The sequence below is a fragment of the uncultured Clostridium sp. genome (genome assembly GCF_900547735.1).
Classification (GTDB): domain Bacteria; phylum Bacillota; class Clostridia; order Lachnospirales; family Lachnospiraceae; genus Otoolea.
On sequence record NZ_URHZ01000004.1, the window covers coordinates 1 to 19986 of the forward strand.

Below are 19986 nucleotides of genomic sequence, written 5' to 3' on the forward strand. Positions count from 1 at the left end.
CACCCGCGACAACCTACAAACCGGGACTGAAGACTCACAACCTCCCTCTCACCATTCCGCCCCCCGGCCGTCCCGGCGGCGTTCTCCTTCCTCAATAACTTACCTCTGATTCAGATACTCCATAATCCCCATATGTATGGTCCATGCGACCCGGTCCTGATAATCTTTGGAGTTCAGCATTTTTGACTCGCTCCAGTTGCTCAGGAAACCGCATTCCACGATGACGATAGGGCATTTCACGTGGAGGAGAAGATAGTAATTGTCGTTTGCCTTGGCAAGTCTTGTATTCTTTTCACCCAGAACGTAATCGAACCGTTTCTGTATTTTTTCGGCCAGTTTTTTCCCCTTATCCGAGCCCTTATAGTAGAATACCTGACCGCCCGAGATGGCCTCCTGATGGTAGCTGTTCTGGTGGATGCTGACTACGATATCGGGATCGGTTTCCGCGATCGTCTGACAGCGCTGTTTCATATCCGCCATTTTTTTGCTGTTGTCGCTGGACTTATAGAGCCCCTTGTCATCCTCTCTGGTCAGTACAACATCCACGTCGGACTGTTCCAGATATTCCTTGACCTTGAGCGTAATCGCCAGGTTGATATCTTTTTCGAGGCTGCCGTCCACCCCCACTTTCCCCGGGTCGTTCCCGCCGTGCCCGGCATCCAGCACGACAACGGGCCGTTCTTTTCCGATATGTACGCTGGTCCCGGACACAGACAGGCCCGCGTACCGCGTCATCATAAATATACCGGCCAGCAGCACAAATCCGGCTGCCGCCTCCACTGTAAGCCGCTTTGCTATCCGTTTTAACACATTTTCACCTGAAATCAATAACGGTTATAAAAAGTATATTCCGGGATTTGCTGTTCATGCAGGATTACGGGATGTTTAGTTGGGGGGAGGGGGCTGTACGAAAAAACTTCCCCCGGGACTGAAGACTTATTACTTACATCTTACTACTCCGTCTCTACCGTATCGGCAGTGGTCTTACTTCTCAATTCCTCCTTAGAATCTCTTGCACCCTACCCGCCCATGTGCTATGATAAAAAACAAAAATATTGTTTACATTTATATAGAAAGAAGACGCAGCAGTGAATACAAAAGTATTAAAAGTGTCAGATGAAGGAAATTTTACAGGCGAAGAGCTTGGATATCTTAAAGAAGCGGCAGAAGTATTGAAACAAGGGGGACTTGTCGCGTTCCCGACGGAGACGGTGTACGGCCTGGGGGCCAATGCGCTGGATGAGAAGGCGGCCAGGAAAATATATGAGGCCAAGGGAAGACCCTCGGACAACCCCCTGATTGCCCATGTGGCGGATTTCGAGGGGATTGAACCCTTAGTCGCCCGGATACCGGAGATGGGGAGAAAGCTGGCCGGGGCGTTCTGGCCGGGACCGATGACCCTTGTCTTTCCCAAGAGTGCTCTTGTGCCTCTGGGAACGACGGGAGGACTTGATACGGTGGCAATACGGATGCCGTCCGATCCGGTGGCGAGAACGCTGATCCGGCTGGCCGGGGTGCCGGTGGCGGCTCCCAGCGCCAATACATCGGGGCGGCCGAGCCCGACGAGGGCGGAGCACGTTTATCAGGATATGGAAGGCCGGATTGAGATGATTATCGACGGCGGTCCGGTGGGGATCGGCGTGGAGTCCACAATCGTGGATGTGACGGAAGAGGTGCCGGTGCTTCTGAGGCCGGGGGCGGTGACCATGGAGATGCTTGAATCGGTGGTCGGGGAAGTCAGGGTCGACCCGGCGATTCTCGGTCCCGTAAGCCCGGATTTAAAGCCGAAGGCGCCCGGAATGAAATACAGGCATTATGCTCCCAATGCGGATTTGACATTGGTTGAGGGGCCGCAGGACAGAGTGGTCTCTGAGATTAACCGCCTGGCGGCTGAGAAGCTTTTAGAGGGATATAAGGTAGGAATTATCTGCACCGATGAGACAAGGGACTCGTATCCCGCAGGGATGGTGAGAAGCATAGGCCAGAGGGCGAAAGAGGAGACGGTTGCCCATAATCTGTACGCCGTCCTAAGAGAATTTGATGATTTGGGAGCCCAGTATCTGTTTTCGGAAGGATTTCCGGCCGATCATCTGGGACAGGCGATTATGAACAGGCTCAATAAGGCTGCGGGATACCGGATAGTAAAGGTTTGACCGGAGGCTGGACTGTAACCAATAATTGTTACTGTTCACAGGTAGTATTCCGCGAGGTGTTTTTTGTGAGTGGAGCGTAGCGAAAGTCACAGACAGCGGGCCCCCTTGGGTCAAACCCGAGGGTTGCGGCGCGACGCAACGAAAAGTGCGCGATGCGGACTTTTCATTACAATCAACGGCGTTTTTTGCCGTTTCTGTGCATCGCGCAGCGTGTTACTGGGCACGGAGTGAACAGTAACCAATAATTAACATGAACTTTGGAAGACACGGGAGGTTATAATGGAAGAGAAGCAGGTAAAGATACGGGGAGGGCTGCATATGTCGGATAAGAGGAATGACTATATCACATGGGATGAATATTTTATGGGCGTAGCAAAGCTTTCCGCAATGCGGTCCAAGGACCCCAGCACACAGGTGGGAGCCTGTATTGTCAGCGACGATAATAAAATCCTGTCCATGGGATACAACGGCTTTCCCAAGGGATGCCCGGACGATGAATTCCCATGGGGAAAGGAACACGAGTCGGATGACCCCTACAATGCGAAATATTTTTACACCACCCACAGCGAGCTCAATGCAATCCTGAATTACAGGGGCGGCAGTCTGGAGGGCAGCAAGCTTTATGTGACGCTGTTCCCCTGCAACGAGTGTGCAAAGGCAATCATCCAGGCTGGAATCAAGACCCTGGTTTACGACAGCGACAAATACGGCAATACACCGGCGGTCCGCGCATCCAAGCGCATGCTGGATTCGGCAGGAGTCAGATACTATCTGTACAACCGTACGGGAAGAAAGATAGAGGTTTCATTATAAAATGAAATTTTTACTGGCGGCAATCAACGCAAAATATATCCATTCCAATCTGGGAATCTACAGCCTTATCAAGTATGCACAGGACATGTTTGCGGACAGGAAAGCGCAGGGAGAGGAGCTTCCCGGGATACAGATAGAGATGGGGGAGTATACCATCAACCATCAGATGGAATTGATATTACAGGATATTTACAGACGCAGTCCAGATGTGGTGGGATTTTCCTGCTACATCTGGAATATTCTTTATGTGAAGGAACTTGTCAGGGATTTGAAAAAGGTGCTGCCGCAGGTGCAGATCTGGCTCGGCGGCCCGGAGGTTTCCTACGATGCGGAGGCGGTCCTCAGGGAACTGCCCGAGGTAAAGGGAATTATGGCGGGCGAGGGGGAAGAGACCTTTTATCACCTGGCGGAGCAGTATATGGCGGAAGAACACCCGATGCTTCTGTCCGCGCAGCCGGGACTGATCTTCAGGAAAAAGGACGGCGGCATTCATACCGGGATGCCTGCTCCGCTGATGGATCTGAGCCGGATTCCTTTTTCCTACGGGAACCTTGAAGGGCTGGAACACAGGATCATTTACTATGAGAGCAGCAGGGGCTGTCCTTTTTCATGCAGCTACTGTCTTTCCTCAATTGACAAGACGGTGCGGTTCCGGGATCTGGACCTGGTGAAGAAGGAACTTTCCTTTTTTCTGGACAGGCGCGTGCCCCAGGTGAAATTTGTGGACAGGACGTTTAACTGTAAGAAAAGCCATTCCATGGAGATTTGGAAGTTTATCCTGGAGCATGACAACGGGGTGACGAACTTTCATTTTGAGATATCGGCGGACCTTCTGGATGAGGATGAGCTGGCGCTGATGGAACGGATGAGGCCGGGCTTAATCCAGCTTGAAATCGGCGTCCAGACCACGAATCCCGATACCATCCGGGAGATTCGGAGGAAGATGGATCTCGTGAAACTGGAAAACAACGTGCACCGGGTCAACAGCTTCCGTAATATCCACCAGCATCTCGACTTGATTGCCGGACTGCCTTATGAGGACTATGAGAGTTTCAGAAAATCATTTAACGATGTATACCGCATGGAGCCGGAGCAGCTTCAACTGGGATTCCTGAAGGTGCTGAAGGGCTCTTATATGGAGGAGATGGCCGGAGAATACGGCCTGCTCTATAAGTCGCAGCCTCCCTACGAGGTACTTTCCACCCGATGGCTCAGTTACGGTGATGTAATCAGGTTAAAAGGCGTGGAGGAGATGGTTGAGGTTCACTACAACAGCGGACAGTTCAGAACGGTTCTGAAGGAGCTTGTGAAGGATTTTGACGAACCTTTTGACCTGTTTCAGGCGCTCGCGGAGTACTATGAGGAAAACAGGATTACCGGAATCAGCCACAGCCGCCTGGCCCGCTATGAGATTCTGTTCCGTTTTATCAATGAAAATGTCCCGGATATTCAGAACGGGAAAAAGGCGGAACGGTACCGGGATCTTTTGATGTACGATCTCTACCTCAGGGAAAATGTGAAGAGCCGCCCCTCATTTGCAAGGGAACAGTCACCGTTTAAGGAGGCTGTAAAGCAGTTTTTCATCAGTGAGGCGAAATGTCCTTTCCTTTTGAAGGGATATGAGGAGTACGATTCCAGGCAGATCAGCAAGATGGCCCATGCCGAGGGGATGGGAGACGGCAGTGTGGTTCTTTTCGACTATAAGAACAGGGACGCCCTGCTGGGGAACGCCAGAGCATTCAGGCTGGTCTTGAAAGACGGAGCCCTTATACCAGCAGAAATTTGACAAATTAAATTACACAGGAGGTAACCGATGCCGAGGGAGACAAAGGCACAGAGGGATGAGCGGGTCCGGAGGATTCTGGAACTGCTTGATCAGGAATATGGGACAGACTACCGCTGTTACTTAAACCATGAGACACCGTGGCAGCTTCTGATTGCGGTGATTATGAGCGCGCAGTGCACCGATGCCAGGGTGAATATTGTAACGGCCGACCTGTTTAAAAAATATGACACACTGGAGAAATTTGCAGACGCCGACTTAAAGGAGCTGGAAAAAGACATCCACTCCATCGGATTTTACCATATGAAGGCGAAAAATATTATCGCCTGCTGTAAATCGCTGGTCGAAGACTTTGGCGGAGAAGTTCCGAGAACCATAGAAGAGCTCACTTCCCTGGCCGGGGTGGGGAGAAAGACCGCCAATGTTATCCGGGGAAATATATATGATGAGCCGAGTATTGTGGTGGACACCCATGTAAAGCGGATTTCCAGAAAACTGGGGCTGACAAAAGAGGAGGAACCGGAAAAGATCGAATATGATCTGATGAAGGTTCTGCCGAAAGAGCACTGGATTTTGTGGAATATCCAGATTATCACACTGGGCAGGAGCATCTGTATCGCCAGAAGCCCAAAATGCAGAGAGTGCTTCCTGAGAGAGAACTGCCCCGGCGCAGAGACAGAAAAGGTTAAAAAGAGCCGGAAAAGCACAAAATAACTGTTCAGGAAATGTTATTTTTAAATAATGAGAGAAAGCAGGAATAAATTTGGAAGAATCTGCACACATAATAAGGGAAGAAATGAAATTCCGGGAGCAGACGGACGGGAAACCCTGCGGAGCCCCGGATACTTACGTGGCTGTCGACCTGGAGACAACCGGCCTGGATCCGAAACACGATAAAATCATCGAGATTGGCGCCGCCCTTGTCTCGGGAGGCGAAGTCACGGAGACGTTTTCCACCCTCATCAATCCCAGGAGGGAACTGGATGAACGGATCGAGGAGCTGACCGGCATCACCGTAGATATGGTGGCCGATGCACCGGATATCGGCGAAGTGATTGGCCGTATTGTGGAATTTTGCGGAGACCTTCCACTTCTGGGACACAATATTATCTTCGATTACAGCTTTTTGAAACGGGCCGCCGTCAATCAGGGGCTGCCTTTTGAAAAAAACGGGATCGATACGCTGACGCTCTGCCGCCGGTTTATGCCGGAGGAGGAGAGGAAGAATCTGGGCAATGCCAGCCTTTATTACGGAGTAAAACAGGAGGGCGCCCACCGCGCCATGGCGGATGCCCTGACGGCCCATTTCCTGTATCAGGCTGTCAAAAAAATACATTTTTCCACAATGCCGGAGGCATTTTCCTGTAAACCTTTGCTATATAAGGTAAAAAAAGAGCAGCCGGCGACAAAAAAGCAAAAAGAAGTCTTGCGGGATTTACTAAAATATCATAGAATAAACGTATCTGCGCAGATAGACTACCTCTCCCGGAATGAAGTTTCGAGGATGACGGATAAAATTATCTCACAGTATGGAAGAATAAAAAGAGGTGATAAGGAATGTTTAACTTCAGTGATAAAAGGACAAGGAAAGTAGTATCTTCCGTTGTTATTATCGTTATAGTTCTCGCAATGGTAGGTGGAACTATACTTGCCGGTTTATCAATGGCAATGTAAACCGCACATTTCGATAGGACGCGGGAGCGCGTCATAAGTGTTATGCGGTGAACGGTCTGTACCGGACACATCTCACCGCAATCGTTATTGGAATAGGGGCATATATATGAAAAAGAAATTTTGGATTGCCGGCGCAGCGGCCTGTTTGCTGGCAGCCGGGGTACTTCTGCTCCCGCCGGAAACTGCTGCCGCGGGCACGCTTCCAGCCGGCATTAAAGTGGGGAACTTTGAACTGACCGGTATGACCGGGGAAGAAGCGGATCAGAAGATTGAGGAATATGTAAAAGAGATGTCGAACCAGGAGATTACTCTGACGATCGACGGGAATGAGATTACCACGACGGCGGAAGAACTGGGATTTTCCTGGACCAATAAAGCAGAGATCGAGGAAGCGGCCGAGAAATATGCCGGCGGAAACCTGCTGGAAAGATACTTAAACCTTAAGAGTCTTGAAAAACAGCCGCTCAAGCTGGAAGTTGAGACCTCTGTGGACGCCGCGAAAGTGGCGGAATTTGTCGAAAGCAGATGCAGCGCCTTTGTAAGGGAAGCAAAGGATGCCGAGATCACGAGAGTGGACGGTGCGTTCCAGATCACGGATTCCGTGGTTGGTCTGGCTGTGGACGTAGATGCGACGAAGAAAGCGCTCGATGAGGCGCTTAAAGGCGGACTGAACAGTCCTGTGACAGTGGCGGCGGTTGTAACCGAGACCCAGCCGGCGAGAAAGTCGGAAGATCTGGCCATGATCCAGGATGTGCTCGGAACGTTCAGCACCAACTTCAGCACGGGCAATATTTCAAGATCCAGAAACCTGACAAACGGCTCGTCAAAGATCAACGGCGTCGTACTGATGCCGGGAGAAGAATTCTCCGCCTATACTCTTTTGACTCCGTTTACCATCGCCAACGGATATGCGGCTGCCGGTTCCTATGAGAACGGCCGTGTGGTTGATTCGATCGGCGGAGGTTCCTGCCAGCTCTGCACAACAATGTACAATGCGGCGCTTCAGGCCGAGATGGATATTACGGACAGGCAGAACCATTCTATGCTCGTAGCATATGTGAAACCGTCACAGGACGCCGCCATCGCCGGAACCATCAAGGATCTGAAGTTTAAAAACCCATACGATACGCCTGTCTATATCGAAGGCGGCGTAAGCGGCGGCACCTTGACATTTACAATCTATGGAAAAGAGACAAGACCGGCTAACCGTGAGGTGAAATACGTGTCGGAGACTCTGGGTACATCAGACCCGGGAGCGCCTACAATCAAGGTGGATCCGTCCCTGAGACCGGGAGCAAAAGTTCTTGAGCAGTCCGCTCACAGAGGACTCCGTTCCAGATTGTGGAAATATGTTTATGTCGACGGAGTGGAGACAGAGAAAGAGATCCTCCACACCGATAACTATATGGCATCGAAAGCAATTTACCGTGTAGGCCCTGAGGCGCCTGTGATCGCACCGGTTGTACCGACAACGCCGGAACAGCCCGCCGCGCCTGCCGAGACCCCGGCTCCGCCTTCCGGTCCGGCCTCCGACGGCCCTGCTTCCGAAATCGTGGCTCCGCCGGCAGCGGAACCGGCTCCGGCCCCAGCGGCAGATCCGGCTCCGGCCCCTGCAGCAGATCCGGCGCCGCCGGCCCCGGATGCGGGAGCATGATGATGAGAGCGGGAATGACGGAAGTGTCCGGTGTTATGGAAGCCGGGCAGGATCTGGTGGCTGCAGGGTACATAGCGTTAAAAGGTACGTCTGTAATTGCCGCTGAAAGAGAAGAAGAACTGCTTGCACGCTTTACAGCACAATACGTAAAGCGCTGCCAGAGCTTATATGAAATCCGGGGACTGTTTCAGCTCCCCGGTATTTCAGCTTCGGAAACAACTAAAGGTTTTGCAACTGAAGTTTCTGCAGCTCAGGTTTTTGAAAGTGCAGGAGCTGCGTCCTGGTGTCTGGCCGGAGAAGGCGGAATCATGACGGCGCTGTGGGATTATTTTGACGGATTCGGTCTGGGATTTGAGATGGAACTGCGCAGACTCCCAATCCTGCAGGAGACGGTGGAGATTTGCGAGGTGTTCGACGTAAATCCCTACAGGCTGCAATCGGAGGGATGCGCACTCCTCACGGCCGCGAACGGCGGCGCTCTGGTAAGCAGACTGGAGAAAAAGGGAATCCATGCGGTAGTGCTCGGGAGGACGCAGACAGGAATTAAAAGGCAGATTTATAACGGCGAAATACAGACATTCCTGGATCGGCCTAAACCCGATGAACTATATAAAGTGACTGTCCGCAGCACGGAGAAGAGCGAAAGCGCCGTGGAGGGCAGTGAAACGAAACTCAATTAACAGGAGGTAAACTATGAGAGAAAGAATTTTAGCGGTCATTGAAAAAAACAGCAAGATCAGTGTTAAAGAGCTGGCGGATTTATTAGGTGAGAATGAAGCCGCGGTCGCGGCCGAGATCGCTGAGATGGAGAGTGAGCATGTCATCTGTGGTTACCATACCCTGATTAATTGGGATAATACAGATGAAGAGAAGGTGATTGCTCTCATCGAGGTGAAGGTTACGCCTCAGCGCGAGATGGGATTTGACAAGATCGCAGAGAGAATCTACCAGTACAGCGAAGTGAAATCTGTATATCTTATGTCCGGCGGTTATGATTTTACCGTGATGCTTGAGGCGAAGACCATGAGGGCGGTAGCCCAGTTCGTAGCTGAAAAACTGTCTACAATAGACTCTGTGCTCAGCACGGCTACCCATTTTGTACTTAAAAAATATAAAGACCATGGCACCGTACTCTGCGACGGGCCCCAGGATGAAAGGATGATGATCGTACCGTGAGAAACCCCTTATCAGATACAATAGTGGATATTCCGCCTTCCGGGATCCGCAAATTTTTTGACGTAGTTAGTGAGATGAAGGGAGCAATCTCCCTTGGTGTGGGAGAGCCTGATTTTGACACTCCCTGGCACGTCCGCGAGGAGGGTATTTATTCCCTTGAGAAAGGACGTACCTTCTATACCTCCAATGCGGGCCTTAAAGAGCTGAAGGTGGAGATCTGTAATTACCTGAAGCGCCGCATGCATGTGGAGTATGATTTTAATAAAGAGGTGCTTGTAACCGTGGGCGGCAGCGAGGCCATCGATATTGCCCTGCGCGCCATGTTAAATCCGGGGGAGGAAGTCCTGATCCCCCAGCCCAGCTATGTTTCCTATGTACCCTGTGCCACGCTGGCCGGCGGCAAACCGGTTGTAATCGAACTGGAGGAAAAGGATCAGTTTAAGCTGACCAAAGAAAAACTGCTGGAGAAGATTACACCGAAAACGAAGGTGCTGATCCTTCCGTTCCCGAACAACCCTACGGGCGCTATCATGGAGAGGGAAGAGCTGGAGGAGATTGCAAAGGTAATTGAGGAGAAGGACATTTTCGTCATCAGTGATGAGCTGTATGCCGAGCTGACCTATAAGGGAGAGCACGTATCCATCGCCGCAATCCCGGGAATGCGGGAGAGAACCGTTCTGATCAATGGTTTTTCCAAGGCTTATGCCATGACGGGATGGAGGATCGGTTATGCGGCTGCGCCGGAGATAATTCTGACCCAGATGCTGAAAATTCATCAGTTTGCCATCATGTGCGCTCCGACTACCAGCCAGTATGCGGCGGTGGAGGCTCTGAAGAATGGCGATGAAGACATTGCCAGGATGAAGAAGGCCTATGACGAGAGAAGAAAATATCTGATGCGCGCCTTTAAGGACCTGGGCATGGACTGTTTCGAACCGTACGGCGCATTCTATATATTCCCATGTATTAAGCGGTTTGGAATGACTTCCGACGAGTTTGCCAACAGGCTTCTGCAGGAGGAGAAGATCGCCATCGTTCCGGGAACCGCATTCGGTGACTGCGGCGAGGGATATCTGCGTGTATCCTATGCGTATTCCCTGGAAGACCTTCAGAAGGCGATTGCGCGTATCCGGCGCTTTGTAGACAGACTGGACGGAAAGGCGGCGCAGTAACAGTGAACATTGTTTTATATGAACCTGAGATGCCGATGAATACGGGCAATATCGGGAGGAGCTGCGTAGCGACCAACACGCGGCTCCACCTGATTGAGCCGCTTGGATTCCGTCTCAGTGATAAAGAGATTAAGAGGGCGGGGCTGGATTACTGGCCCCATCTTGATGTGACGGTTTACAGTGATTATAAGGATTTCCTGGACCGCAATCCGGGAGCAAAGATTTATATGGCTACGACGAAAGCGCCGAATGTGTATTCCGATGTGAAATATGAACCGGACTGCTATATCATGTTTGGACCGGAGAGCAGGGGAATCCCGGAGGACATTCTGGTGGAGAACCAGAAGACCTGTGTCCGGATTCCGATGTGGGGAGAAACACGTTCCCTGAACCTGTCCAATTCTGTGGCGATAATCCTTTACGAGGCGCTGAGACAGAATGGATTTGAGCAGATGACCATGGAAGGCCATCTGAGGAATTTTGACTGGAAATAAAGAACATTCCCACCGGATACCGGCGGGAAAATAAAACTATCGTTTTACCATAGTAGAACACAGGAGGCAAGGATATGATTATACAGAGTGAAAGAGTCTGGGTGGCGGGGCAGTTTGCGCCGCTGCAGCTGGAAGTTCAGTCGGGTGTGATTCAGGGGATCCTGCCATATGGGACTCAGGAAGCGGATGAGGATTACGGCACAGACCGTATCGTCCCCGGCTTCATTGACGTACACACACACGGAGCCTACGGTTTTGACACAAATGACGCCGAACCGGCAGGTCTCAGGGACTGGGTCAGGAGAGTGCCGGAGGAGGGCGTGACGGCAATTCTGCCCACCACCGTTACCCAGATGCCGGAAATTCTTACGGCTGCCTTAAAGAATGTGGCCGAGGTGATGGAAGAAGGCTATGAGGGCGCCGAAATTCTGGGAATTCACTTTGAAGGGCCTTACCTGGATATGGAATATAAAGGAGCGCAGCCTCCGGAGGCGATTGCAGTTCCCTCCGCCGAGCAGTTCCGCGAATACCAGAAGGCGGCAAAGGGGATGATACGCTATATCACCCTGGCGCCGGAACATGACGAAGGACTGTCGCTGACCAAATACTGTGCCAAGACAGGGGTGGTTGTCAGCATCGGCCATTCCGCGGCAACGTATGAGGAGGCCGTACTGGCCATTGCAAACGGAGCCACATCCATGACCCATGTTTATAACGGAATGACGCCGTTTAACCACAGGGCACCGGGACTCGCAGGCGCGGCCCTGCGTATCCGGGATATCTACGGTGAAATTATCTGTGACGGCTGTCACTCCCATCTGGCTGCGCTGAATAATTACTTTACGGCCAAGGGAAGGGATTTTGCCATCATGATCACGGATTCCCTCCGTGTAAAATCATGTGAGCCGGGAGGACGCTACGACCTGGGCGGCCATGCGATTGAAGTGGGGAAAGACGGCCTGGCAAGGCTGAAAGAATCCGGAACAATCGCCGGAAGCACCCTGAAGATGAACCGGGGGCTGAAACTCCTTGTGGAAGAAGCCATGGTGCCGTTTGACGCCGCGCTCAACTCCTGCACGGTCAATCCGGCCAGATGCCTGCGGGTGGACGACAGAAAGGGCAGACTGGCAACAGGGTATGATGCGGATCTGGTGGTTCTGGGCGACGGTTATGAGGTGGTCCAGACGTACTGCAGAGGTGAAAAGCAGTTGTTGGGCTGACGCGGTGTGTAAGCGGGCGGCAGAGACAAGTGTGCAGGGACAAGTAAGCAGAGACATGCAGGCAGAGACAGACAGCAGAAACAAGTAGTCGAAGCAGGCAGCGGTAACAGTAAAAGTCAGATTACAAGTAGATAGATTACAACAACGAAAAGCACGCTTCGCGAACTTTTCATTGCCACTCAACGATAGAGCATGCGGTTAAATTCAGGATTCATAACGTGAATTTAGCCGCATGCTTTTACCATTCGCAGGAAGGTCCGGTTTAGTGGAAAGAGTAACAGAATTGTCGCTTAACTTTGCGTTTCATCTGAAAATGCATTGAGAACAAGGCGGAAACATGGTAAAATATATGCGCAACTAACGGAAAAAAGTGTATTTTGATGGAAGTCAGACGAAGGAACTTGTGAGACATATTATGATTCAATGATTGTTTATTTAGAGGAGACAGGAGGAAAGCGGATGGAAATAACCGGACTTCAGATCGTATTCATACTCAGTGCATTGGCGGAATGGATTTTCACGGAATCGACGAAGATTATGCGTGGATATTTGGCTGAGGGATGGGAAATGCCGGCAGGGCTGGCGGGTGTAAGATTTGTGGCTGTGTTTGGCATCCTGTTTGCTTATTACATCGGCGGACGCCTGATTTACCGAAAAAAGTCTGATGGCTCCCGGCCGATTGTACTGCGCAGAAGAGGAGTCCTGTGGGTTTTTCTTTTCTATGTCCCATATCTGGTCTATAGCTTTGCGGGAAATTTGATCTTTCTGTTCAGGGAGAAGGGGAGAGCAGAGGGAGTGGTGTTTTTTCTCGTAAATCTGCTGGCGTTTATCTGGCTGGGCGTGAAGCTTTATAAAATGCCAAAGGAGCGGACGGAATCAAAAGAAGAAACGGAGACGGAAGCGGATGAGACTTACTGATATCAAGGACTATTTGAATACACTGTTGGCGTCATTTTCTGCAGTTTTGGATTTGGAACTTACGATTTTGAGTTCAAATCCCCTGGAACGTGTTGCGGCTACGGGGGTCTGGTACCAATCGGATCTTGTCTGCTATGAGAATAACCGCCTCATTCCCCAGTGGCAGAACAGTTACACAATGAAGGTGATTGAGACGGGGATGCCGATTGTCGCGATTGATACAAAAGAGTTTGTGTTTGCGTTTCCCAATATGAGGAAAAATGTGGACAGCCGTTTTTATTCTGTTCTGGCCTACCCCATCAATACGAGGGAAAAACTGGAGGGCGTGATTGTCATTGCTTCTTTCGATGAAGAGCAGCACCGGATTGTCGTGGAAAAAGAACAGCAGCTCATGGCTTATCTTGAGAAAATATCGGATCTGATATCCAGCAAGCTGGAACAGGAGATGCTGATGGAGCAGATGCAGATCATGAACAATCAGTTGACCTCCGTCGTCGAAGCGATGGAGGATGGGATACTTTTATACTCGCCGACGGCGGGTATTTCCCAAAGTAATATGTATGTGCAGAAATATCTCCATTTCAACGATCCCGAACTGAAGGACGCACTGCTGTCGGAGGTGATATCGGTGGCGGCCCGGACGACCGAGGAGCGGCCGAATCTGGTTCAGGAAATACATAAAAACATAGATGGTTTCCAGTATCTGCTCCAGGTAAAAACGAAATTTATCCGGGACAGCGAGGGCAGCGTCCTCTGCATTATTAACCCATTCTCTCAGATCCAGAACAGCATTACGCAGAATGAGAGGGAGGGACTGGGAGTAGCGGAGAAACTCATTTTTTCCGGAAAGAAGATGCGGACTCTGGTCAACCAGGCCAAGATTGCGGCGCAGCATGCGTCTAATGTACTGATCACAGGAGAAAGCGGAACCGGAAAGGAAATGTTCGCCCGTCTGATCCATTCGGAGAGCCCCAGAAAGGCCCACCCGTTTGTGGCGATGAACTGTGCGGCGATTCCGGAATCCTTAATGGAAAGTGAGCTGTTCGGATACGAGGAGGGGGCCTTTACCGGGGCGAGGAAGGGCGGAAAGATTGGTAAAATCCAGCTCGCAAATCACGGCACTTTTTTCCTGGATGAGATTGGAGACATGCCTCTGTATCTCCAGGCAAAGCTGCTCCGTGTCCTCAGTGAGAGAAAGGTGGACCGCATCGGAAGCAGTTCCAGTTCTCTGATCAATGTGGATGTGAGAATTATTGCCGCGACAAACCGGAATCTGGAAGAGATGATTGAGAGAAAGGAATTCAGGGAGGATTTATATTACCGCCTGAATGTTGTGCCGCTCCACCTTCCGCCGCTGCGGGAACGCCCGGATGACATCCCGTTTTTGATTCGGCATTTTATCGTAAAATATAACAAAATCCTTGAAAAGGAGATACGGGCGGCCTCGGCTTCGGTCATGGAGAAGATGGTAAATTACCAATGGCCCGGTAACGTCAGGGAACTGGAAAACAGCATAGAATATATGATGACGTTTGAAAAAAGCCCGGTGCTGTCCCTGGAAGTGCTCCCCCAGAAAATCAGTGGTCTCAATAATGAGACTTCACAGAATTCTGAGCATCCCGGGGAAAATATGGCCTGCCTGCCGTTGAAATCGAGTATCCGTATCAGGGAACAGGAAATACTGAAAAATTATGCGGCCCGCTATGGGGGACATCCCACCAAGGAACAGGTGCGGGAGATTTGCAGATGCCTGGAAATCAGTGTGGCGTCGTATTATCGGAAAATTGGAGGCGGGAGTGAAGGTGAAACGGTGACCGGGACGGGAACCGGGATTGAGAACCGGGATTGAGAACTCAATTGTAACTGCGCAATAAAGAAGGCCGGAACATCTGACAGACGGATGTTCCGGCCTTCTTTTGCTGAAGACAGAGAAAGAGACTTGATATTATTAGTTAAAATAGTCTCAAATATAAGAATCTATGCATGTAGTGGTCTTAAAATTGAGACTATCTTTGCCGGCCAATCAGGAAGATAATGAGGCGATTTGAACTAATTGCATAATAATAGTGGATGTGATTTTTGATTCTATAGTGCATATCTTACAATAATATTCTCCGCCGACAGAGTTGGCATGTGAATTGCTTTATTAAGGGTAGTAACTAAATAAGTTATATTCTGAAAGGAGAAAGTATGATGCAGTACAAATTAAGAGACATGTCATGGAGTGATTTTGCAGAGAGAAGCAAAACGGCAAAAACAATTATTCTTCCGTCGGGAGCCTGTGAGGTTTATGGCCCGCATAACCCGCTGGGGGCAGACATATTGGTTGCAAAGAAGATGTCGGAAATGCTGGCGGAGCGTATAAACGGAATTGTCGGTCCCTGCCTGGAGGTAGGACAGTCCAAGAGCCTCACTTCTTTTCCGGGAACAATTGCAATCTCAGCGGAGACTCTGAAGGCCGTATACAGCGAGATGGTGGCAGAGTTTGTGCGCCTCGGTTTTAAGAGCTTTTTCATTGTGAACAATCACCTTCACAACACCCAGCCGTTAAATGAGGTTTTGGAAGACGCCAGAATTAAATATGGCATCAAATATGCACAGGTGGGAGTATGGCAGTACCTTCCGGCCGTGTCCGATAAGACAGGAATGTGGGATACACCGGCTCCTCATGCACATGCAAGCGAGGCGCAGACCTCCGTCCTGATGTACTTATACCCGGAACTGGTGGACATGTCCAAGGCTCCGAATACTCCAATGATGTTTGATGATAAATGGCCGGCGATTATGAAAAGTGTTCCGTACTGCAGTATGACCGATACGGGAACACTCGGCAACGCGCAGGTTGCCACTGCCGAAAAGGGCAGGGAGGCCGTGGAACTGATGCTGAACGAGATGGAAGACTGTGTAAGAAATTATCTTGAAAAATAAATAATGTGGGTATGTCCCTGAATCGGGACTCAAAGTTTGGTCAGTTAAAATACGGTTTGGGGATTTTCCCTGAAAAAAAGGAGAAATTGATATGAAAAAAATACTTTCTATCGCATTAATGGCAGCATGTGCAGTAAATCTCTGTGCATGCGGAAGCAGCAGCGCCCCTGCTCAGACAACCCAGGCGGCGGCAGCTCCACAGGCGGAAAAATCCGGTGAAAGCGCGGCCGCCGATGGAAAAAGCTATGATAAAGTTTCTTTAAAACTCAGTTATGCAACGGGTGATACGGGAATGGACGGTCTTACCGCAATCGAGTTTGAGCGTCTGGTTGAGGAGAAAAGCGGCGGACAGGTACAGATTGACCGTTTTCCCAACTGTCAGTTAAGCGGCGGCGATATGGTCCGCCATGTAGAAATGATGATATCAGGCGGAGCATTCGAACTTGCCATCATCAGTGAGAATTCTTTCTCCGATGTGGATCAGACGTTCCAGGTAACTTCAATACCGTTTACCTTCGCAAATTACGATCAGGCATGGGAAAAGGCCGATTCCACCGGCGGCGAATTCAGTAAAAACCTGTTTTCCAAATACGGCGTTGTATATTTAAGCACGTTCCCCAACGGTATCATGCAGTTTGCAAATAATAAGCGCGAGCTTCATACACCGGCCGATATGGTGAATTTAAAAATGCGTACCTACGGTGACCTTCAGATGTCCCTGATGCGTTCCCTCGGCGCAGATCCGACGCAGTTAAGCTGGTCCGAACTTTACTCCGCGTTACAGACCGGCGCGGTAGACGGAAACATGAATGGTTATCAGACATTGTACTCCGGTTCCATGCACGAGGTACAGCCTTACATAACCGAGGTCAATGCAACGCTTGGACTTTATGATTTCCTTGCGAACCAGGCCGCATGGGAGAAACTGAGCCCGGATACACAGGCTCTCCTTCAGGAATGCGCAACCGAAGCGGCAAAGTGGGGACGCGATTATATGAGCAAGACGGAGGCTGAGGTCAAACAGGCCATGATTGACTATGGCGTAAACATTTACGTTCCGACCGCAGAAGAGTTAGAGGCATTTAAAGGAGGCGCCGCTCCGACCATCGAAGAGTACAAAAAGATTGTTGGACCGGAAGCCTGCACGGCCTGGGGAGTTGAATAAAATATAGACGAAGGGGACTCTATGAAAAAAAATTCAATTAATTTTGAATCGGTTATTGTTACGATTGTAATGCTGACCATGCTTACACTGGTTTTCCTGGGCGTTATTTCCAGATATGTGCTCCACTTCTCTTTCTCCTTTACAGAAGAACTCGTCTGCGCGATGTTTGTTCTGCTCTCCACGATGGGAGGCGCGCTGGCGAGTAAAGAGAACAGCCACTATACGCTGGATCTGATTACCGGGATGATGAAGCCGGGGATGAAAAAAGTATTTTTAATCATTGATACGGGGCTTACCTGTGCGGCCGCTTCCGTATTACTGTATACGGGAATTACCATGGTACGGAGCCAGATGAAGATCGGCAGCCTGTCGATCGCCCTGAAAATTCCGAACTGGGTATATGGTTCATTCGTACCGTTCGGTCTGGCTTTTATTCTGTTCCGCAGCATTCAGTTTATGGTCAGGGTATATAAAAATACAGAGGAGGAAGAGAAATGACAGCAGTAATTATGCTTGGGGTATTCTCCCTCTGCGTTATCATCGGCGCGCCGATTGGAACGGCCATGTGTCTTTCCAGCGTTTCCGCACTGTTTACTTCGGGAATGGGACTTTCCATGGTGCCGTTCAACTACTATGCGTCAATCAGTAAATTCCTGCTGCTTGCCATCCCGTTTTTTATCTTAGCCGGAAACATCATGGAAAAAGCAGGAATTTCCACTAAGCTGATTACATTTGCCCAGTCCTTTGTCGGCCACATTAACGGAGGACTGGCCCTGGTATGCGTACTGGTAGCCTGTTTCTTCGCGGCAATTTCCGGTTCGGGTCCCGCCACGGTGGCGGCCCTCGGCGGAATCATTATCCCGGCTATGACGGCCGTCGGATACTCAAAGGGTGATGCATCGGCGCTGATGGCCACGGCCGGAGGTATTGGAATTATCATACCGCCGTCGATTTCCTTTGTTGTTTACAGTTCCATTGCGAATGTATCGGTGGGTACACTTTTTATGGCCGGGATTGTACCCGGGCTTTTAATGGGTTTCTCCCTGTTTGCAGCATCGATGTGGGTGACCCGCAAAAGCAGTCTTCTGCGCGCTCCGAAAGCAAGTGCGGCGGAACGATGGAAAGCGTTTAAGGATGCCTTCTGGGGGCTGATGATGCCCGTTATCATCCTGGGCGGAATCTATGGAGGAATCTTTACGCCGACAGAGGCCGCCGCCGTCGCAGCAGTATATGGGCTTTTAGTCGGCGTATTTATCTACAGGACACTGCGTGTCAAAGAATTACTGGCAATCGTCGTGGACTCCGGAAAGCAGACCGGAGCGGTTATGTGGACGGTCGGCAATGCGGCTTTAATGAGCTGGGTGCTGTCGGTTTCTGGTATTTCCAATGCACTGTCCAATTTTGTTGTCCAGATTTCGGGAGGACACACGGTGATCTTCCTGATTGTTGTAAATATTGTTATACTGATTGCAGGATGCTTTATTGACGGCAACTCGATTATGTACATTTTCGTCCCGATTTTCCTGCCGGTTGCTTTACAGCTTGGTTATAACCCGGTGGTTCTCGGCGTTGTGCTGGTTATGAACGTTGCCATCGGTATGGTTACTCCGCCGGTTGGCTGTAACCTGTATGTGGCCTGCGGCGTATCGGGAATCCAGGTAAAGGATATTGTAAAACCGGTTGTTCCGTACATCGTTGCCAGTGTCATTACGCTTTTATTAGTAACCTATATTCCGCAGATTACGCTCTTCCTGCCCAGGATTCTGGGGCAGATTAGCTAAAATGTATTCGAAAGGTGAGAATCTATGAAAAGTAAATTTGTTTTAGCGCAGCTTGAGCAGAAGGGGCTGCCGGGAGAGAACCTGGAAAACGCAAAGAAAGCGGTTGCCACGGCGAAAGAACTCTATCAGCCGGACATGATGATATTTCCCGAGTGCTTTATGAGCCATTTTCCAATGGGAACCGAACGCGCCGTCTGCCTCGGGACCGCACAGATCCTGGAAGGGCCGTTTGTGTCTGAGATGAGAAAACTTGCCAAAGACAACGGGCTCTGGATTATCTTCGGCATGAACGAGAAAGTGGAGGATCCGGAGGATGACCGCAATTATAATTGTACCGTGGTGCTCGACAGTGAGGGTGAGATTGTATCCACTTACCGGAAAACACATCTTTATGATGCGTTCGGTTATAAGGAGTCGGATGACAACAAGCCGGGAGACAAGTTTTTTGAGCCGATTGACACCCCATTCGGAAGAATTGGTCTCTTCGTATGCTACGAAGTAAGGTTTCCTGAGGTTGCCCGCTACCAGCGTTCGAAAGGCGCTGATATCATCATCATGCCGACCGCATGGGTGCCGGGGCCGTTAAAAAGTTCCCAGTTCCGGACTCTGATTTCCGCACGGGCAATCGAGAACACCGTTTATATGGTGGCCTGCGATCAGGTCGGAGCAAACGGTATGGGGGAAAGCGTGGTGGTTGACCCGATGGGCGTTGTGGTTGCAAGCGCCGGTGAGGTGGAGACTCTGATTTGCGCCGAGATTGATTCGGAGCGCATTGAGCAGGTAAGGGCAAAATTACCGGCTTATAAGGACCGCCGCCCGGAACTTTATACGATCTGATTTACAATCGGCCGGCTATATGAATGGAAGGTGCTTCTGATGAACGGGAAGCACCTTTTTCATATTTACGGGGCAAAGATTAATTTGCGTACTGTCATTTGAATAACCTGCATTCTCGTTTCAGCGGTCCTGATTGTGATGGGCAGGATAAATATAAAAGTCAGTTTGGGCAGTTGTCTGAAATAACTAATATCGAGATGCATTGATATTTTTCACAG

19 protein-coding genes are annotated in these 19986 nt (G+C 50.3%); 18 read left to right on the forward strand and 1 reads right to left on the reverse strand.

Going from position 1 to position 19986, the window contains the following annotated elements; all coding sequences use genetic code 11:
• Positions 1 to 99: 99 nt before the first annotated feature.
• On the reverse strand, positions 100 to 810 hold the full coding sequence (locus QZT18_RS01870) for an N-acetylmuramoyl-L-alanine amidase (protein ID WP_366925777.1): 711 nt from the start codon (positions 808 to 810) through the stop codon (positions 100 to 102).
• Positions 811 to 1088: 278 nt separating this feature from the next.
• On the opposite strand from QZT18_RS01870, the gene QZT18_RS01875 reads away from it, so the two are divergent.
• The 18 genes from QZT18_RS01875 to QZT18_RS01960 all read left to right on the forward strand — a co-directional run bounded on the left by QZT18_RS01875 (position 1089) and on the right by QZT18_RS01960 (position 19768).
• On the forward strand, positions 1089 to 2153 hold the full coding sequence (locus QZT18_RS01875; RefSeq protein WP_294143784.1) for an L-threonylcarbamoyladenylate synthase: 1065 nt from the start codon (positions 1089 to 1091) through the stop codon (positions 2151 to 2153).
• A 318-nt stretch (positions 2154 to 2471) separates the two neighbouring features.
• On the forward strand, positions 2472 to 2966 hold the full coding sequence (locus tag QZT18_RS01880) for a dCMP deaminase family protein (RefSeq protein ID WP_366925780.1): 495 nt from the start codon (positions 2472 to 2474) through the stop codon (positions 2964 to 2966).
• 1 nt (position 2967) lies between these two features.
• Positions 2968 to 4752, forward strand: coding sequence for a B12-binding domain-containing radical SAM protein (locus QZT18_RS01885; protein ID WP_294143786.1), 1785 nt, complete (start codon positions 2968 to 2970; stop codon positions 4750 to 4752).
• Positions 4753 to 4779: 27 nt separating this feature from the next.
• Complete coding sequence (gene nth, locus QZT18_RS01890) at positions 4780 to 5463, forward strand: endonuclease III (protein ID WP_294143787.1); 684 nt, start codon at positions 4780 to 4782, stop codon at positions 5461 to 5463.
• A gap of 49 nt (positions 5464 to 5512) precedes the next feature.
• Complete coding sequence (locus QZT18_RS01895) at positions 5513 to 6343, forward strand: 3'-5' exonuclease (protein WP_366925778.1); 831 nt, start codon at positions 5513 to 5515, stop codon at positions 6341 to 6343.
• A 186-nt stretch (positions 6344 to 6529) separates the two neighbouring features.
• A complete protein-coding gene (locus QZT18_RS01900; RefSeq protein WP_294143788.1) occupies positions 6530 to 8077 on the forward strand; it encodes a VanW family protein in 1548 nt (515 codons plus the stop codon).
• Positions 8074 to 8757: a hypothetical protein gene (locus QZT18_RS01905; protein WP_294143789.1), complete on the forward strand. Its 684-nt coding sequence runs from the start codon at positions 8074 to 8076 to the stop codon at positions 8755 to 8757. Before QZT18_RS01900 ends, QZT18_RS01905 begins: the two co-directional genes overlap by 4 nt.
• A gap of 13 nt (positions 8758 to 8770) precedes the next feature.
• Entirely contained in the window at positions 8771 to 9253 is a 483-nt protein-coding gene (locus tag QZT18_RS01910; RefSeq protein ID WP_125141165.1) for an Lrp/AsnC family transcriptional regulator, read from the forward strand.
• The gene (locus QZT18_RS01915; protein ID WP_294143790.1) at positions 9250 to 10425 is read left to right on the forward strand and encodes an aminotransferase class I/II-fold pyridoxal phosphate-dependent enzyme; all 1176 of its coding nucleotides are present in this window, start codon (positions 9250 to 9252) and stop codon (positions 10423 to 10425) included. Before QZT18_RS01910 ends, QZT18_RS01915 begins: the two co-directional genes overlap by 4 nt.
• Positions 10426 to 10427: 2 nt before the next feature.
• On the forward strand, positions 10428 to 10919 hold the full coding sequence (locus QZT18_RS01920; protein WP_294143791.1) for a tRNA (cytidine(34)-2'-O)-methyltransferase: 492 nt from the start codon (positions 10428 to 10430) through the stop codon (positions 10917 to 10919).
• Positions 10920 to 10993: 74 nt separating this feature from the next.
• Positions 10994 to 12139 carry an N-acetylglucosamine-6-phosphate deacetylase gene (nagA, locus tag QZT18_RS01925; protein ID WP_294143792.1) on the forward strand — a complete coding sequence of 382 codons (1146 nt, stop codon included), beginning with the start codon at positions 10994 to 10996 and terminating at the stop codon, positions 12137 to 12139.
• Positions 12140 to 12598: 459 nt separating this feature from the next.
• Positions 12599 to 13057: a hypothetical protein gene (locus tag QZT18_RS01930; protein ID WP_294143793.1), complete on the forward strand. Its 459-nt coding sequence runs from the start codon at positions 12599 to 12601 to the stop codon at positions 13055 to 13057.
• Positions 13044 to 14906, forward strand: coding sequence for a sigma 54-interacting transcriptional regulator (locus QZT18_RS01935; protein ID WP_294143794.1), 1863 nt, complete (start codon positions 13044 to 13046; stop codon positions 14904 to 14906). The genes QZT18_RS01930 and QZT18_RS01935 overlap by 14 nt, the downstream gene beginning before the upstream one ends.
• Before the next feature lie 341 nt (positions 14907 to 15247).
• Complete coding sequence (locus QZT18_RS01940; RefSeq protein ID WP_294143795.1) at positions 15248 to 15985, forward strand: creatininase family protein; 738 nt, start codon at positions 15248 to 15250, stop codon at positions 15983 to 15985.
• A 91-nt stretch (positions 15986 to 16076) separates the two neighbouring features.
• Entirely contained in the window at positions 16077 to 17150 is a 1074-nt protein-coding gene (locus tag QZT18_RS01945) for a TRAP transporter substrate-binding protein (protein ID WP_294143796.1), read from the forward strand.
• Positions 17151 to 17171: 21 nt separating this feature from the next.
• Entirely contained in the window at positions 17172 to 17648 is a 477-nt protein-coding gene (locus QZT18_RS01950) for a TRAP transporter small permease (protein WP_294143797.1), read from the forward strand.
• Positions 17645 to 18931 (forward strand): TRAP transporter large permease, encoded by a 1287-nt coding sequence (locus QZT18_RS01955; protein ID WP_294143798.1) that lies wholly within the window; start codon positions 17645 to 17647, stop codon positions 18929 to 18931. The genes QZT18_RS01950 and QZT18_RS01955 overlap by 4 nt, the downstream gene beginning before the upstream one ends.
• A gap of 24 nt (positions 18932 to 18955) precedes the next feature.
• A complete protein-coding gene (locus QZT18_RS01960; RefSeq protein ID WP_294143799.1) occupies positions 18956 to 19768 on the forward strand; it encodes a carbon-nitrogen hydrolase family protein in 813 nt (270 codons plus the stop codon).
• Positions 19769 to 19986: the final 218 nt, after the last annotated feature.